The 15,672-nt window shown below is 56.1% G+C and carries 13 protein-coding genes; 5 read left to right on the forward strand and 8 right to left on the reverse strand.

Translation table 11 applies throughout. The annotated features are described in order from the left end of the window. Nucleotides 1-71: 71 nt before the first annotated feature. Together LG294_RS04805 and LG294_RS04810 are read left to right on the forward strand one after the other, a co-directional pair. Complete coding sequence (locus LG294_RS04805; protein ID WP_404290029.1) at nucleotides 72-1,457, forward strand: plasmid pRiA4b ORF-3 family protein; 1,386 nt, start codon at nucleotides 72-74, stop codon at nucleotides 1,455-1,457. 217 nt (nucleotides 1,458-1,674) lie between these two features. Next, the gene (locus LG294_RS04810) at nucleotides 1,675-2,115 is read left to right on the forward strand and encodes a DUF4282 domain-containing protein (protein WP_404290031.1); all 441 of its coding nucleotides are present in this window, start codon (nucleotides 1,675-1,677) and stop codon (nucleotides 2,113-2,115) included. A gap of 86 nt (nucleotides 2,116-2,201) precedes the next feature. Here the strand turns inward: LG294_RS04810 and LG294_RS04815 are convergent, their stop codons facing one another. The 4 genes from LG294_RS04815 to LG294_RS04830 are packed head-to-tail and all read right to left on the reverse strand — an operon-like array spanning nucleotide 2,202 to nucleotide 5,742. Beyond that, entirely contained in the window at nucleotides 2,202-2,603 is a 402-nt protein-coding gene (locus LG294_RS04815) for a universal stress protein (RefSeq protein WP_404290033.1), read from the reverse strand. Continuing rightward, nucleotides 2,600-4,201, reverse strand: coding sequence for a tripartite tricarboxylate transporter permease (locus tag LG294_RS04820; RefSeq protein WP_404291645.1), 1,602 nt, complete (start codon nucleotides 4,199-4,201; stop codon nucleotides 2,600-2,602). Before LG294_RS04820 ends, LG294_RS04815 begins: the two co-directional genes overlap by 4 nt. Nucleotides 4,202-4,222: 21 nt before the next feature. Further along, nucleotides 4,223-4,726, reverse strand: coding sequence for a tripartite tricarboxylate transporter TctB family protein (locus LG294_RS04825; RefSeq protein WP_404290035.1), 504 nt, complete (start codon nucleotides 4,724-4,726; stop codon nucleotides 4,223-4,225). Beyond that, nucleotides 4,723-5,742 (reverse strand): Bug family tripartite tricarboxylate transporter substrate binding protein, encoded by a 1,020-nt coding sequence (locus LG294_RS04830; RefSeq protein WP_404290037.1) that lies wholly within the window; start codon nucleotides 5,740-5,742, stop codon nucleotides 4,723-4,725. The genes LG294_RS04825 and LG294_RS04830 overlap by 4 nt, the downstream gene beginning before the upstream one ends. Before the next feature lie 221 nt (nucleotides 5,743-5,963). On the opposite strand from LG294_RS04830, the gene LG294_RS04835 reads away from it, so the two are divergent. After that, a complete protein-coding gene (locus tag LG294_RS04835; protein ID WP_404290039.1) occupies nucleotides 5,964-7,571 on the forward strand; it encodes an ATP-binding protein in 1,608 nt (535 codons plus the stop codon). Between the two features lie 11 nt (nucleotides 7,572-7,582). Further along, nucleotides 7,583-8,254, forward strand: coding sequence for a response regulator (locus tag LG294_RS04840; protein ID WP_404290041.1), 672 nt, complete (start codon nucleotides 7,583-7,585; stop codon nucleotides 8,252-8,254). Between the two features lie 331 nt (nucleotides 8,255-8,585). Here LG294_RS04840 and LG294_RS04845 read toward each other — a convergent pair whose 3' ends face one another. The 4 genes from LG294_RS04845 to LG294_RS04860 all read right to left on the reverse strand — a co-directional run bounded on the left by LG294_RS04845 (nucleotide 8,586) and on the right by LG294_RS04860 (nucleotide 14,507). Beyond that, nucleotides 8,586-9,446 (reverse strand): prephenate dehydratase, encoded by an 861-nt coding sequence (locus LG294_RS04845; protein WP_404290043.1) that lies wholly within the window; start codon nucleotides 9,444-9,446, stop codon nucleotides 8,586-8,588. Nucleotides 9,447-9,883: 437 nt separating this feature from the next. Beyond that, nucleotides 9,884-10,900, reverse strand: coding sequence for an NAD-dependent epimerase/dehydratase family protein (locus LG294_RS04850; protein WP_404290045.1), 1,017 nt, complete (start codon nucleotides 10,898-10,900; stop codon nucleotides 9,884-9,886). Continuing rightward, entirely contained in the window at nucleotides 10,897-13,485 is a 2,589-nt protein-coding gene (locus LG294_RS04855; RefSeq protein ID WP_404290048.1) for an alpha/beta fold hydrolase, read from the reverse strand. The genes LG294_RS04850 and LG294_RS04855 overlap by 4 nt, the downstream gene beginning before the upstream one ends. Beyond that, nucleotides 13,482-14,507: a 3-oxoacyl-ACP synthase III gene (locus LG294_RS04860; RefSeq protein ID WP_404290050.1), complete on the reverse strand. Its 1,026-nt coding sequence runs from the start codon at nucleotides 14,505-14,507 to the stop codon at nucleotides 13,482-13,484. Before LG294_RS04860 ends, LG294_RS04855 begins: the two co-directional genes overlap by 4 nt. Nucleotides 14,508-15,053: 546 nt before the next feature. Between LG294_RS04860 and LG294_RS04865 the strand changes: the two genes are divergently transcribed. Then, the gene (locus LG294_RS04865) at nucleotides 15,054-15,647 is read left to right on the forward strand and encodes a hypothetical protein (RefSeq protein WP_404290052.1); all 594 of its coding nucleotides are present in this window, start codon (nucleotides 15,054-15,056) and stop codon (nucleotides 15,645-15,647) included. Nucleotides 15,648-15,672: the final 25 nt, after the last annotated feature.

Consider the following 15,672-nt stretch of genomic DNA (forward strand, 5'->3'; position numbering starts at 1 on the left):
CAAAGCAGTAGATTCTAGAGGTCGTGGTGCGCATTGAAGTATTGGTCCGCCTCGGCCTCTAGACTCATTTTATGAGTAATGTTCTTACCCTTCGTAAAATGCTGACCCTTCGAATCGAACTTGTCGGATCGGAGCCGGTGATTTGGCGCAAGTTGCAGATCGATGACGGTACCAGACTCGATGAAGCAGGGCTGGCAGTGCAGATTGTTATGGGGTGGGAGCATGCTCATATGCAGGCGTTTACGAATCAGAGCCCTTATGCCGAACCGCGTTCTGGGGCGGCGATCAATTGGTATGACGAGCATATGCGCGCCGAGAGCGGCGATGGTGAATCGTTAGAAGACACCACACTGGGCCAAGCTCTACGAGTCGCCAATGACGAACTGTATTTTGAATACGATTTTGGAGATGGCTGGATCCACCGGATTACCGTTGAGTCTCGGCGTGAATTGAAATCGGAAGATTCTAAATACCTAGTTTTGGATGGCCGGCTACGCGCTCCCCTAGAAGACAGCGGGGGACTGGGCGGATGGCATCGAAAGCTGGAAATATATCGGTCCGCGCAGCGCAGCGAAGACGACGAAAATACAGTGCGCTGGATGGAATGGCGTGGCGGTCCTTGGAAGGCATTTGATCCGGAAACCTTCGATATTGATTTTGCCAACGCGCGCCTGCAACTTCTTGCCGGCAGTTTCGTCGGCGCAAACGCGGCAGGTCAATGGGCAGCCCAATTCCACGAGGGTATCAGCCAATATCTTTCCCTGATATTCGCGCATTGCCAGATTGAATTAGTGCCTACCGGCCGTGAAATCCCGACGTGGTTTGTTGAGCTTCTCAAACCATTCTCTACCCTGGTGGAAATGTGTACAGATCAAGGCATCACGCTGACCAAGGCTGGTTGGATGCCACCAACAATGATTGCCGAATTGATGACCAGTTGTGATTTGAACGGAATCGATTACGAACGGGGCAAGGTGAAACGGGAAATTGACCTGCCTACGATTTCAACCCTGCGCGACGTAGTTACCGGGCTCCGTCTGATTCGAAAGTACAAAGGTCAGCTTATTGCCACAAAGCTTGGCAATTCGTTGCTTCAAGACCCACCAGCCATGGCCGACTTCATCCTCAAAAGCCTGCGCTCTGCGGCAATGAACGACGTGCAAGCCGATGCGACATTTTCGGAGTGGGTACTCTGTGCCGGTGGCTATAACCTCGACACCTTTGCGAAAGCGACAACGGAGGGTAAAAGCTTCGTTCACGTATCCGAGATTCTCGAAAATTTTGGTTACTGGGACCCGAACAGGCAAGCTCCTATATCCAGCGACAGCTATATTCCAAGAACAGAACTGTGGCACGCCATCGGAAAGCTCATGGACTTCAAATATTCGGACTCTGACTCGCGTCAGGTGATTTACGATAAGCGCCAGCAACTATCGAGATTCATTTTGGAGGCCTAATTCCTCATGGAAGTGCGGCTTTCCGCGTTGTTTTCCGTCGGCGTGTTATGAAGGGTAAATGTGGAATTTCGTTCCAACGGTTTGTTGGAGCGCCGTAGTTAATCAAAAATTTGTCTTGCCCAGTTGAAAATAATTTGTCATACGTCAGGATATTCTCTGTAGTTAACGATAGTCTCAAGCTGGTCAGTCGCATCCCTAAAAGAAAGGTGGCTGCAAGGTGAAAGCACTATTCGATTTTGGTTTCCATAAATTTGTCACGCCGTCCATCATCAAGATTATCTATGTCCTGATCATGATCATGCTGGCGGTAGGCTACATCGCCTTCACGGTCATGGCTTTCGCTAGCGACGTCATGTTTGGCATCTTGGTGTTGCTGATTCTTGGCCCACTTTTCACTCTGATTTATCTTGCGCTGGCTCGTGCGAGTTTGGAATCGCTCATTGCGCAGATCCGCACCGCCGAGAATACTTCGGAACTTGTGCGTTTGGCCGGTGGCACGCCACCGAGCGAACTGCAGCACGGTAGCGTTCCTTCTAACCCAGCTGGTCCGACGAACTTCCAAGCTCGTCCAGCAGCTCCGACTGATCCGACCCGCCCGGTCAACCGTCAGGATCCAGAAGGTGGCTCAACCCCACCTGAAAACCCTTACAAGTCGTAGCGGCTAACAAACTTATAGCTAGAAACAGCGAAGCCGGGTGCGAAAGAGATAAACTCTTGCGCACCCGGCTTCGCTGTTTTATTTCACTACCAGGTAGCGTCGGCCTTCACCGTGAGTACCGGACACCCGGCCTGCATCAAGATGCGCTGCGCGGTACTTCCCATGATGAACTTGCCTACCGTGGTTCGCTTACGCAAGCCGATCACGATGAGGTTTGCTCGCTGCGCTTGCGCAACTCGCAAAACCTCATCAGCGGCATCTTGGCCCTGCGCGGAGCGTTCGATCCAGAAGTCAAGGCCTGACAAGGTAAGCCGTTCTTCGAGGAGATGAAATTCTCTGGCATCGATCAGACGATCATCAACCAGTGCATCACCTTTGGAGGAGTTCACCACCACAAGTTTTGCCTGCGCGCGTTGCGCTTCGTTGATTGCCTGGTCTAATGCTGCTTCACCCTGTGGGGTCGGCAGATATCCAACTACAACTGTCATGGCTTGTCCTTTCCATTCTTCTCATCTTCGGCCGAGTGGCGTGCGCCGGTCGGCAGATGAGTTTCGGCGTTCTCCATCTCGTCTTCGCTGATCAACCCGCCGGATGCTAGTCCCGCGGTGAGCTCCGAGGAACCACCACGCGACTTGCGAATCATCTTCAGGATCGTTGGGACAAGCAACAGAATGGCAATGAGGATATAAATCGTCACGGCAACCGGTTCACTCCACAGTCCGGACATCTCACCGGCGCTGAGCTGGAATGACTTACGCAGTTGCTGCTCGGCCATTGGCCCAATGATCACACCGAGGATCAGCGGGAGGATCGGCAAGCCGAAGCGACGCAGTGCAAAACCCAAGATGCCGATCAGCAACAGCAACCACAGGTCTGCGGTCTGCATGTTCACCGAGAAAGCGCCCAAGGTAGCGAAGAACAAGATGCCTGCATACAAGAATGGACGCGGGATCTTTAGCAGCTTGGCCCAGAGCGGTGCTAGCGGGAGATTGATCAGCAACAGCAAGGTGTTGCCGATGAACAGGCTGGCAATCAAGGTCCACACCAGCTCCGGCTCGTTTTCAAAGAGCAAAGGACCGGGCTGGATGCCCTTCATGGTCAAGAAAGCCAGCATCACAGCAGCCGTCGCGTTGGTCGGCAGACCCAGGGCAAGCATCGGGGTGAGCGTGCCTGCAGCCGACGCGTTATTGGCTGCTTCCGGACCAGCTACGCCTTCAATAGCGCCATGGCCAAATTCTTCGGGATGCTTGGAAAGTTTCTTCTCAGTCACGTAGGACAGGAAAGTTGGCACCTCCGCACCGCCAGCAGGCAGCGCGCCAAACGGAAAACCGTAAGCGGTACCGCGAAGCCATGGCTTCCAGGATCGCTTCCAGTCTTCCTTGCCCATCCATGGACGGCCCACCGGGATGGTGCGTGCAGGATTGCTCCGCAGGTGAGCCGCGATCCACAGCGCTTCACCGATAGCGAAGATCGCCACAGCGACCACCACGATATCCAGGCCGTCGACCAAGGGTGCAAAGCCAAAGGTCAGGCGGCTCTGGCCGGAAACCGGATCCATGCCTACTAAGCCAATGGCAAGGCCAAGGCCCAGGGCCGCGAAGCCGCGGATTTTGGATTGTCCAAGGACCGCGGTCACAGTGATCAGCGCTAGCACCATGATTGCGAAGTAGCTCGGTGCTCCGAGGCTGACTGCAAACTTCACCACTATCGGCGCAAAACCGACCAACAGCGCGGTGCCGATGGTACCCGCCACGAACGAGCCGATGGCTGCCGTAGCCAGAGCTTGGGCTGCGCGCCCGGCTTTGGCCATCTTATGGCCCTCAATGGCAGTGATCACTGTTGATGATTCACCAGGAGTGTTGAGCAAGATCGAAGTGGTTGAGCCACCGTACATGCCACCGTAATAGATACCGGCAAACATGATCAGCGCACTGGAGGTTTCCATGCCGTAGGTGACCGGCAATAGCAGTGCCACGGCCATAGCCGGACCGATGCCCGGAAGCACACCCACGGCGGTACCGAGAATCACGCCGATCAGCGCGAACAGCAGGTTGATTGGAGTCAGCGCAGAGGCGAAGCCATCCATCAGGAGATTCAGAGTTTCCACTTACAGCACCCCCGAGAGAATTCCGGCTGGCAGCTTGATTCCCAGACCTAGATAGAAGCCGTAGAAAGTAGCAAGCGCCATGCCGATTGAAATGAGGAAGGTCAGCACGTAGCGGCGGCTACCTAACGCCACCGCAGAGCCGAAGAACAAGATGGTTCCCGAGATCACCCAGCCGGCGGTGTTGATCAACAAGATGTTGACAACAAATGCTGCGAGCAATGGGAGCAGAACCTTCCAGTCCGAAGGCTGGCTGAGGTCAACGTCTTCGCCTTCCTCGCCCTCGGCCAGATTTCCGCGCAGGACGGTGATGACCAGTGCAATGGAAGACAAGACGAGAATGCCCGAGACCGCGTATGGCAGAGCCTTCGGGCCCACCACGTCGGCTTGGGAGTACGTCACTTGGAGCTGCGACGCATCAATGAGCACAATGATTCCCACCAGAAAAAGAAACGCGGCGAACAGGAGTTCGACGCGCTTCTTTTTCGCTGTGGTTACTTCGCTCACGCCAGACCCAGGGTCTTGAGCACATTGGCTACGCGCTCATCCTGTTCGGTAAGGAAGGCAGCGAAATCGTCACCGGTCATGAATGCGTCGGTCCAGCCGTTGGTCTCCAGTGCTTCCTTCCACTCGGCGGACTCGTGCATCTTGGTGATTGCATCGGTCCACTTGGCCTTGTCGGCCTCCGAGATCTCCGGTGGAGCTACCAGCCCGCGCCAGTTAGAGAAGACCAAATCAATGTTCGACTCCTTCAAGGTCGGGGAGTCGACACCGTCGAGGCGCTCTTCGCCGCTGGTAGCCAGCACGCGAACCGAACCCTCTTCGATCTGCTGCATGTACTCACCGGCACCCGAAGCTGCGAAGGCGAGCTTGTTGCCCAGGATGGCCGGAAGAAGATCGCCGCCGCCGTCGTAGGAAACGAAGTTCACTTCCTTTGGATCGATTCCCACTGCTTCTGCAAGCTGCATTGGCAACAGGTGATCTGGACCGCCAGGCGACGAGCCGCCACCAACCGAAAGCTTTCCTGGATCATTCTTCCATGCGGCGACCAGATCATCAATGGTCTTGTATGGGGAATCCTTGGAGACCATGATGGCGCCGGGCTCTTCGATGAGCTTGGCAATCGGGGTGGTCTCGGTCAGCTTGGCATCTGATTCGTTGGTGTAGCTAGCGCCCACCACGCCTAGGCCCATCAACATGCCTAGATCGCCATTGCCTTTCTCGTTGACGATTCGGGCAAGACCTACGGTGCCGCCAGCACCGGCAAGGTTGAAGACTTCGAGGTTCGAAGCGATATCGGAGTCATCCATGACCTTGGCCGCCACGCGAGCGGTCGTGTCGTAGCCGCCGCCGGGGGTGTTGGGAACCAGGATGCGCAGACCCTCAAGCGGGCCGCTCTCGGCGCTCGGCGAGGTGCTGGTGTCCGTGCCGGAGCTGGTGACTCCACAGCCGGTTGCGGTCAGCGTCAGCGCTGCCGCAGCGGCGACCGCTGCCATGACGCGCAGTGATTTGAAAGTTTTCATTGATTCAGCCTCTTTGCTTTCATCGGGTGCGAATAGCCCAACACTAAACGCGGGAGTGAAGCAGGTCACTCTTGCGTACGCAAAGAAAATACTGTTCATTGTGTAACCGAGAATTGTGATCTGCTTCATGCGGATTTTCGGTAAAGTTGCCAGTTGCGCGGTAAAGGCCGTGGCGTTGGGCAATTTCATCTTTGACGAGATGCAAGGAGGAGTTGGGATAGGTGCTGACAATCAAGGCGTGGTTCGGCAAGTTGTTCGCAAACCGTATCTCTCTCGCAGGGCAGTATCTCGTCTTGCAGCTGCTGATCATAGGCGTGGTGCTTACAGGTGTCGTAGTGGTGTCAATAACTCAGGCAACGAATAACTTTGAAAAAGAAGAAGGGCGGCGTAGCCTTTCGGCGGCCGAGTCCTTGGCGGCGAACCCGCTCTTGCGGATCCTGGTGCCCGGCGCCGAAGCAGAAATGGGTTCGGCGCTGCCGGCCATGGCAGAAAGCGTGCGCAGCACCTCTGGCCTGCAATTCGTGACCATTGCGGACACAAACGGAGACGTGGTCACCTCCAGCTTTCCGGACGAAGTGGGTACCTCAATCCTTCACCCAGAATCCCAGGTCACCGCGGGCCGCGGGTGGACCGGAGATATCTGGCGCAACGGAAACCACGTGCTGATCGCCCAGGTGCCGGTGCTCGATGATGATGGCGTGATGGTGGGAATCGTGAGCACCGGGCAGAACTATCCTTCAACTCAGGCGGTTATCCGAGAAATTGCTCCCAGCGCACTATTCACCCTACTGGTCTCGGTACTACTAGGCGCCACCGGTTCGGTGCTGCTATCCAGGAGAGTCAAGCACCAAACTCGTGGCATGGAACCGCGCGAGATCGCAGAACTCTTTGAACACCGCGAAGCCTTGCTTCATGGCGTGAAAGAAGGAATCGTCTCCCTTTCTCCGGACCAGCGAATCATGCTCGCCAATGACATCGCCATAGAATTGCTGCAGCTGCCCAACAATTGCGTGGGGCAAACACTGGATCAGCTCAAAGTCGCACCCCAGGTGGCCAGAGCCTTGACAACCAAACAGAACCAGCCGGACCGGCAATTCCTTGTTGCCGAACGGGTCTTGGTCTTCAACCGCATGCCGGTGGCGGCCGCAGGGCGCGACCTAGGATCCGTGACTACCTTCCGTGACCGCACCGAGCTCACTCTCTTGGAGCAGGAACTCGGTGACAGCAAGGCGACGTCAGACATGCTCCGGGCGCAGACCCACGAATTCGCCAATCAGCTGCACGCGATTTCAGGACTCATCCAGCTAGAGGAATACGACGAGGTGGTGGGCTTCATTGACGGGGTGAGCTTTAGCCGAAGCAAACTCTTTGAAGACGTCGCAGCTCGAATCACCGAACCAACCGTAGCCGCCTTGCTCATTGCCAAGGCAAGCGTTGCAACCGAACGCGGAATTCAACTCTCCGTCGCAGAGGACTCGAATCTGGGGCGCAACGATGACCAGATGGCTCGGGACTTAACCACCGTTATCGGGAACCTCGTAGACAACGCCATTGACGCGGTATCAGCGGTGAGCCAACCGCGCATCGAACTACGCATTGTGGAAACCGAGGGGCAAGTTACCGTTGTGGTGGGCGACAATGGTTCGGGGATAGACGACGCGGCTATCGATGAAATCTTTACCCAAGGATTCTCCACCAAAGACACCACCGTCTCCGGCGGACGAGGATTCGGGCTAGCGTTAACCAGACTGGTCTGCCGACGCCGGGCGGGGGATGTCCACGCGGTCAACGACCACGGTGCGCAATTCACTGCAACACTCAGGAAGTAGGAAAACAACTCGTGATCAAAGTACTGGTGATCGACGATGATTTCATGGTTGCCAAGGTGCACTCCGGGTTCGTAAATAACGAGCCGGGATTCTCGGTGGTGGGAGTAGCCCACTCGGCCAAAGACGCGATCCAAGCTGTCACCGTACTCTCTCCAGATCTCGCCTTGCTCGATATCCACCTACCCGATATGAACGGGCTGGACCTGCTGCAAAAGCTTCGCGAAGTACAGCCAGACTTGGATGTCATCGTCATTAGCGCAGCACGGGAGATGGACACCGTTCGCCGCGCGCTAAGGGGCGGAATCGTCCACTACCTGATGAAGCCGTTCTCCCGTGAGGATCTCCGCGAGCGGCTGGATCACTATTCGAAAACCTATCAGCCGCTCCAAGTGCCAGATCAAGAGCTGGAACAGGCAGACGTGAACCGACTGTTCGGGCTCAGCGGGCAGAACCGACGACCCCTTCCCAAAGGTTGCAGCGCCGAAACCTTGGTCCTGGTGGAAAACATCGTCAAGGAAGCCGCCGAACCCATTTCCGCCACCGAGACCGCCGAGAAGCTCGGCACTTCGCGGGTGAGCGCTCGCCGGTATTTGGAGTACCTAGCAGAAGAAAACCTGGCTCAGGTGAATCTACGGTACGGGGGAGTGGGCAGACCAGAGCGCAGGTACTCGTGGAAGGTCTAGTCCTTCGCTTCTAGGGGGACAGGTGAATCCAGCGGTTTTCTCGTGTCGATGACGAATGCCAATCCAAATGATGCGCTTGTTCATCTGACCTTGATGCCGGCGAGGAAAAGGCATTAATGGTGATGATTTGAATCTGAAAGCATGCATTCTGCGAGGGCTCATTCTTAGTCCTCGGCGGCACCACTGGCATGCTCGGCCAGAAAACTTATGAAACAAATTTGTCGTGCTGGTGAACCGAGCGAGTCCCTCAAGGAACGCTCGGTTCACCAGCCTAGACTGCGACTAGAAGTCGACTTTTCCCGTAGGTCGTTCTGCCAGATGACCGTATTGCTTAAACGAATTCTGCAGTCATCTTATGTCGATGCTCGCTTGCTGCGTAGGTTCCTAGTACTTTGACTTCCCAAGTGAAGAAATCAAGCTCATCAAGTGCAAGCCGAACAGGAAGATCTTCCGGGTGCCCTTCAATATCAACCATGAAGGTGGTCGCGGCGAAAGTGGAGCCGACCATGTAGCTTTCCATGCGCGTGAGGTTCACTCCATTTGTCGCGAATCCACCAAGCGCCTTGTACAGCGCGCTGGGTACGTTGCGTACCTGGAAGACCAAGGTGGTGATGACGTCTTCGGGCAGTTGGGCCCGGATGGGCAAGGCTTGTTTGCGGGCCAGCACGACGAATCTGGTCATATTCGTCGGGTCGTCTTCGACCCCGGTGGACAGGACCTCAAGCCCGTAAAGTTCGGCGGCCATCGGCGGGGCCAACGATAATTTGCGGGGGTCGTTCCAATCCCGGATCTCGCGGGCGGATCCTGCAGTATCCCCGGCGATGATCGGAGTCAGCTGATGTTCGCGGATCATACGTCGGCATTGGCCTAGCGCGTGGATGTGGCTGTGGACCTCGGTGGCAGATTCGATGCTGCTTCCTGGAATTCCGAGTAGGTCGAATCGGATTCTGAGGTAGTGTTCGCCAACGATTTGGAGGTCAGATTCTGGGAGCAGAACGTGGATATCGGCAACACGACCGGCAATAGAGTTCTCTATCGGGATCATGGCGAGGTCTGCTTCGCCATTTTCGACCATCGCAAACGCATCTTCGAAGCTGGCGCAGGGGACGGCTTCCATATCGGGAAAGCGCTCGGTGCAAGCGATATTGGAGTTGGATCCAGCTTCACCCTGATATGAAATCTTGTTGGTCATTGAATAAATTTACCGCAGGGTCCTCGTCCTTCAAGAAAGAGTGAACCAAGGTTTCTTGTTATGCGACTCTTTCACAATCTTGCACGGTTAGCGCAGCAGCGATTGTTGGGCGACAGGCGCAGTCTGATAAGCAATTGCGGCAAAGCTGAGCAGCGTCAGAACTCAACGCGGTGGCATTGATACTGGCAGCTTGCTTTTGAGAGCCGCCCCTACCCTTTCGAATGTGGAGCTTCTTTGCATGCAGCCTGTAAGCGATCGTGGATATTCTCAGTTAGCTGTTGATAGCACCGCTTTTACGTGCGCGCCAAGTCGAGATCTGGAATCGCCTTTAAGTAATCCTTCTATTTCATACTACGAAATCTGTAGAAAGCTTGGAGCCTTCTAAGAATTGTCGTCAGGCCGAGGAAGACTATTCCGCAGCTATTTTCCAATACAATCTATCGAACCTTCTCAACGTAGTGGGAAGCGAGTCTTTGCAATCCCTCAGCGATGGTAATTTCAGGTTCCCAATCCAAGATTTCATGCGTTTCGCGCTGATCAAACCAATGTGCAGTCGACAATTGCTCCGCAAGGAACCTCGTCATTGGTGGCTCGTCATGCACTAGATCTTTGGCGCTAGCGGCAAGCCAAACGCGCTCAATGACCGAGCCCGCACCGCGTGCAAGCCAGCCCGGGACGTTTAGCCGAGGTGCCGGTGCTCCTCCAGCTTGGCAAATGCCTGCAATGAGTTCGCCGACTGGGCGAGGCTCACCATTGGTGACTACCAGAGCGCGGCCGTGAGCAAACTCCATGCGTTCCAGCCCACGCACAATCGCCGTAGCGGCATTGTCGATGTAAGTGGTGTCGATTAGCGCGACCCCGTTATCAAGCAGTGGAAGTCGACCGGCTTTCGCGCGTTGAATGACCCGCTCAACAAGTTGAGTATCACCGGGACCCCAGACCACATGCGGTCTGATTGCGGCAACACGGAAGTCTGCCGAATCTTGGGCAAGAGCATTCAGTTCTGCAGCGGCTTTGGAACGCGCATAATTTCCACGGGCACGTCCAGGATCTGCCGCCCCGGCCGCAGCGCCAGCCAACGGTTCTCCAAAGTGCGCCACCGAGGGGGAAGAAACAAAAACAAAGTCTTTGATTCCAGCCGCTTTGGAAGCCTCCAGAAGGGTCTTAGTACCGCTGATGTTCGTGTCGACAAAGTCTTGCCAGGCACCGGTGAAAGAAACTTTGGCTGCCAGATGGATGACGGCATCCATGCCCGCAGTAGCTTGGTTTACTGCATGAGAATCGGTAAGCGAACCTAGGACTTCGTCCGTGGCTCCCTGCGAAGGCCGGCGTTGGAAGGTCCGGACATGATGGCCTTGGGTGCGCAACAGCTCTGCTACGGCTCGGCCAAGCATTCCGCTGGCGCCGGTGACTAAGACGCGACGGACCGGCGAGGAAGTTGGGTTGCTGCTCATGGCTTACGGATCCTTCCGCCTGCCAGCGTGGATGTAGCCCAGTCGGCTAAGGCCGCACGGTCGATCTTAGAATTGTGCCTAATATCGGTTGGTAGATCTGGGACTACGAGTACAGCCGAAATTTCTATTCCGGTTACCTCCACCGCGGCGCGCACTGCTTGCGCTAGTGCAACCGGAGCTGGCCCCGCGCGGCGGGCTGCCGGGACGGTTTCCATCACTACAACGGCGGCTTGAGTGCCTGCTGGTCCGACTCCGACTACTGCAGCGCGTCCGGTGCCAGACACAGATTCGGCTGCTTGCTCAGCTGCCACAGGTGTTTTAGAACCGGTAGCTGTATGCAGGACATGGCCCAGACGACCTTCTACCCAGAGGCGTCCATTGTCGTCGAGATGACCCACGTCTCCGGTGCGGTGCCAGCCGGGAATGGAAGTGCTTACTTGCTCGGTGATCCAAAGCCTGTCGTAGCGATCCTTCACATGGGGTGCACGCACCAGAATTTCGCCAGTGAGATTTGCTTCTTCCAGTGGCTCGTTGCCAGCTTTGCCATCTGAATCTAGCGGCGCAATGGCTACGCGAGCCCCCGCCACCGGAGTGCCAACGCACACGCCGTTTCCGGATCCTGCGGCGCGGATACCTTCCAAATCGATATCGGTCACAGGAAGCGCCTCGGTCATCCCATAGGGAGTATGAACTCGCGCATTGGGAACTAAACCTTGGACTCTGGCCAGCAACGGCTCCGGTATCGGCGCTCCGGCCGAGAGCAGCAGTGAGACCTTTTCAAGGATCTTTCGTTGGGACCCGTCTAAGGCCTCGTCCGTTGCCAGTACATTAGCCAAAGCGGCGGGAGAAGCGAACACGGTGGTTGCGTCAACGGCTAAGGCGGCATCCGCCAGTGCCGTGGCGGTCAGCGTACGCGGCGCCGTAACGTCCATATCCGGTGTCACCGAGGTAGCACCCAAAGCAGGGCCGAGCAGTGCGAAAGGCGCAAACCCGGCCACCAGAGCGGAGCCAGCTTTGAGGTTGTACGTCTCGCGCAAGGTATCTCGCATGGCAGCCAATTGACGGTGGGTGTAGACCACGCCCTTGGCTGGGCCGGTGGAGCCGGACGTGAAGAGTACCGCGGCATCGGCATCGGGGTCGGCTTCGACAAATGTCGGCGCATCATGGCTGGAGGATTTACCGGATTCAAGCAGCTCGGGAATGGTATGTTCCACCCCGAGAAGTTTGCGCTTGGCAGTCGGCAGGTTTTCCACGGCAATTCGGGTTCCGGGCCAGCCAAAGAATCTGGCGCCCACGAGTGCACGATCAATCCCGATAAGGAAACTAGGGCCTGCGCCCTTGATGGCACGTCCCAAGCCCTTGGTGCCCAGACCCGCATCTGCCACCACGATGACCGCGCCCAGTCGCAGGCAAGCGTAAATCAGTGAAGTCAGTTCGATGCCGGGAGGCACTAAGAGATTAACTCTGGATCCGGCGGTGACACCAATCTGCGAGAGTCCCGCTGCGAGAGTATTAACCCGTTCGCCGAGCTCAGACCAGGACAGGGAGCGCGGGGGATTGATGTCCACTACTGCAATGCTGTGGTCGTCGGTGCGTGAATCTAGCTCAGCAAGCATCGGACGGTAGCCGCTCAGCGCCGTTGCGCGTGAGGAGCGCTTAGAATCCCGTTCAGTATCCAACCAGTCAAAGATGGGGGAGGCTATATCGCGGTCTTCAGGCAACAGATGGCTTGCGCCTTCGAAACGGTGCACCTGGGCGTGGGGGAGGCGGCCCATCAGATCTCTTAGGTAGCGATCGGAGAACACCGGGTCCTTTGGACCCCACAGCATAAGGGCGGGGACGGAGAGCGAGCGAATTGCTTCGGAGATGTCATCTAAAGCAGAACGGCTCGGATGGTCTTCGCTAAAGGGAATGTCTGCCACAAAGTTTGCAACACCGGTGCGCTTGTCAGCGCTGGTGTAGGGGGACATGAAGGCCTTGCGGATCTCTGCTTCCAAGGACGGCTGAGCCAATGAATGAGTCACCCGGAGAAAAGCGTCGGTACCCTTGGTGCCCCACCCGTGGACTGCAGGGTTGGAGGCCAGTCGCAGGGCGGCTGGTAGCTCAAAGCCAGCTGGATGCACTGCGGTGTTGGTGAGCACTACGTTCGCCAGCTGGTCTTGGTGGGCTACAGCCCAGCCCAGGGAAATGATTCCTCCCCAGTCGTGGCCTACAGTGGTGACCTTGCCGCTGAGCCCAATGCCTTTGATCAAATCGCCTAGGTCGTTGACTCGATCGGCCAGTCGGCGAAACTTTCCGGTGCGGGCCGAAAAGCCCATATCCAGCTGGTCAACGGCGATGACACGCCATGGCAAGGCATTAGCGGAAACGTGGTTCAGCAGGCTGCGCCAAAGGTAAGACCAAGTGGGATTGCCGTGCACGCACACAAGGGTGCCAACCGGCTCGATTCCACGCTGCTTAAGTTCTTCTTCGTTATCCAGTACATGCCATAAGTACTTGGTACCTGGAACATCTACCTTCGAAGTGGAAGGCACTTCGAGATAATTGGAATAGATAGCATCTACACCGGGGAAAAGCTCGGTCACCAGGCAATCTCCATCATCGCGGTATTCAATCCTGATCCGACGCCCATGCACAGCACGCGGTCACCTGGCTTCAGCGAATCGGCTTCTTGAGACAAAGTCATCGGCAACGAAGCGGGTCCCACGTTGCCCCATTTGGAGAAGGTGATCGGCACTCGATCCTTCACTAAGCCCACGGCCTTGATAATGGCGTTGGTGTAGGACTTCGATACTTGGTGAGTTACGTAGCGGTCCATGGACTTCCAGTCCCAACCGGACTGGTGCGCTTCATCCCAAGCATTGACAACTAGTTCCAGTCCGTTGTCCAAGAGGCCTTTGGTGTCGGTGTACATGCCCGCCGGACCGCCTACGCAAAGCTCGTGGTGTTCAGTGCCTGCGCGGGAAACCCCGCCAAGGATTCGGTGTCCATCTGGGTGAACATCTGCCGGGCCAATGACGGCGGCAGCCGCGCCGGAGCCGAGGGTCAGAGTTGCAAATTCGCGCATGTAGTCTTCACGCGTGGATGTCTCGGCATTGAGCCGCTGGAACGTAGTCTCTTGAGTGGGCTGTGCATCTTCACCGGCCACGATCAGCGCGTACTTGATCTGTCCGGAATCGATCATGTTGGCTGCCAAGCTCATGCCGTTGACGAACCCTAAACAGGCGTTGGTCACGTCGAAGTTCATAGCGGAGGACGGCAGGCCCAATCCGTTGTGAACCTTTGAGGCCACCGAAGGCTCTAAATTGCGTCGGGTAACTGACGTGTTGATCAAAAGACCAATTTGCCCTGGCTCCACGCCGGCCTGAGCTAGCGCTTTCTTTCCGGCTAGAATCGCCGCATCATCAAATTCCACGCCCTTGGACCACCAACGGCGTTCTTTGACACCCGACACACGTTCAAGCAGTTTTTTGGAAAGGCGCAGACGCTTGAGGCTTGGGGCCAGGCGTTCGTCGAATTCTGCCGAACTCATGACCTCTGGTGCAAGTACGCTGTTTACCGCTAAGAGGGCCACATTGTGGTGTTTAAAAGTGGCATTGCCGTTCAAAATTTAGCCTTTGTGTCGGGGCTGTCGCGCCGTTCTCGGACGCGACGGAGTAACAATCGTTTGATGCTTATTAGCATGAAACGAAAAAACGTCTACCTCTACCGTATTCCTAGTTGGAGCGCACTGCGTACACGGGCACGCTATTTTCAGCGGATAGCAAGAAACTCTCAGTCATTTTGGCTAATTCCCGAAGGTTGCAAACCCAGTGAGTTACTGCATAGTAATTTTCTTGACTCATTGTGAGTGCATACGAGACCGTCGCCGTGAGATTCTGCAGCGCTCGTTGCGATTTCTGTGAGGGGAATCGTCCGACCTACCTAGATCCCGAGATGGCTTTTGATATTTGGAGTTGCGCTCGGAGTTAATCCGAAGCTGGAAGCCTTAAGAACATGAGCGTGTAAGTTCAGCTCCCGCGCAATTGCAAGCATTCGATTCGCCTACGACACGAGATGCGATATGAGCAAGGGAGTGCAGAAACAAGCTCCGGTAGGCTTGTGATGGGATGGAGGCAAGAGGTGCTCCAACCGCAAAGAGGCAGGAAATCTCATGGATCCACTGGGCACCTTAAGCCGGGAAAACCTGACAATCGCCATTTGGGTTGTCGTTGCGATCTTTGCCGTGGCTATGGGAATTTGGCGCCGGAAGCAGCTTCAATGGGTCCTGCTTAGTTCCGTCTTGCTCTTTGCGGTACTCAACGTTGGTGTGGGGATATACGTTCTGAGCAACGTCGGTGACTCCAGATGGGCCGCCGAAGGATCTGTGCCCCTGCAGGCTCCTTCGCTTACCGAGACGCCTATCGTGGGGCAATACTTAGACCCGCTAGATTCAGCGATCCAATCAATGGTTGGTGGGGTGAACTCATTTCTAGCGTTTAATCAGGCATTACCCGTGTCGTTGGATTACTTCGCCAAAAGCGGTTGGGCTTTACTGATAGCAGTTCCGTTGCTGATTATTGTCGCCGCAATGAGTTACACCGCCGCTAGGCGCCGCAAACGGGAACTCAGTGACTATCGAGCCACCGTCGATCAGCTCAAAATTGATCTCGAACAAATAAAGCAGCAAATCGCCGCGGGAAACGCACCGAGGGCTGAAGAACCGGAGTCCGCTCCCAGGTCCCCAATGAGCCATCGAGATATCTGATCCGTGCTGGAGCGCTAAACCGAAT

The sequence above is a fragment of the Glutamicibacter arilaitensis genome (assembly GCF_044793945.1).
Taxonomy (GTDB): domain Bacteria; phylum Actinomycetota; class Actinomycetes; order Actinomycetales; family Micrococcaceae; genus Glutamicibacter; species Glutamicibacter arilaitensis_B.

Excerpts from the sequence above, each read along its gene's own strand:
- LG294_RS04805 (WP_404290029.1), top strand. The coding sequence starts at position 72 with ATGAGTAATGTTCTTACCCTTCGTAAAATGCTGACCCTTCGAATCGAA.
- LG294_RS04815 (WP_404290033.1), bottom strand. The coding sequence starts at position 2,603 with ATGACAGTTGTAGTTGGATATCTGCCGACCCCACAGGGTGAAGCAGCA.
- LG294_RS04865 (WP_404290052.1), top strand. The coding sequence starts at position 15,054 with ATGGATCCACTGGGCACCTTAAGCCGGGAAAACCTGACAATCGCCATT.
- LG294_RS04830 (WP_404290037.1), bottom strand. The coding sequence starts at position 5,742 with ATGAAAACTTTCAAATCACTGCGCGTCATGGCAGCGGTCGCCGCTGCG.
- LG294_RS04820 (WP_404291645.1), bottom strand. The coding sequence starts at position 4,201 with ATGGATGGCTTCGCCTCTGCGCTGACTCCAATCAACCTGCTGTTCGCG.
- LG294_RS04845 (WP_404290043.1), bottom strand. The coding sequence starts at position 9,446 with ATGACCAACAAGATTTCATATCAGGGTGAAGCTGGATCCAACTCCAAT.
- LG294_RS04850 (WP_404290045.1), bottom strand. The coding sequence starts at position 10,900 with ATGAGCAGCAACCCAACTTCCTCGCCGGTCCGTCGCGTCTTAGTCACC.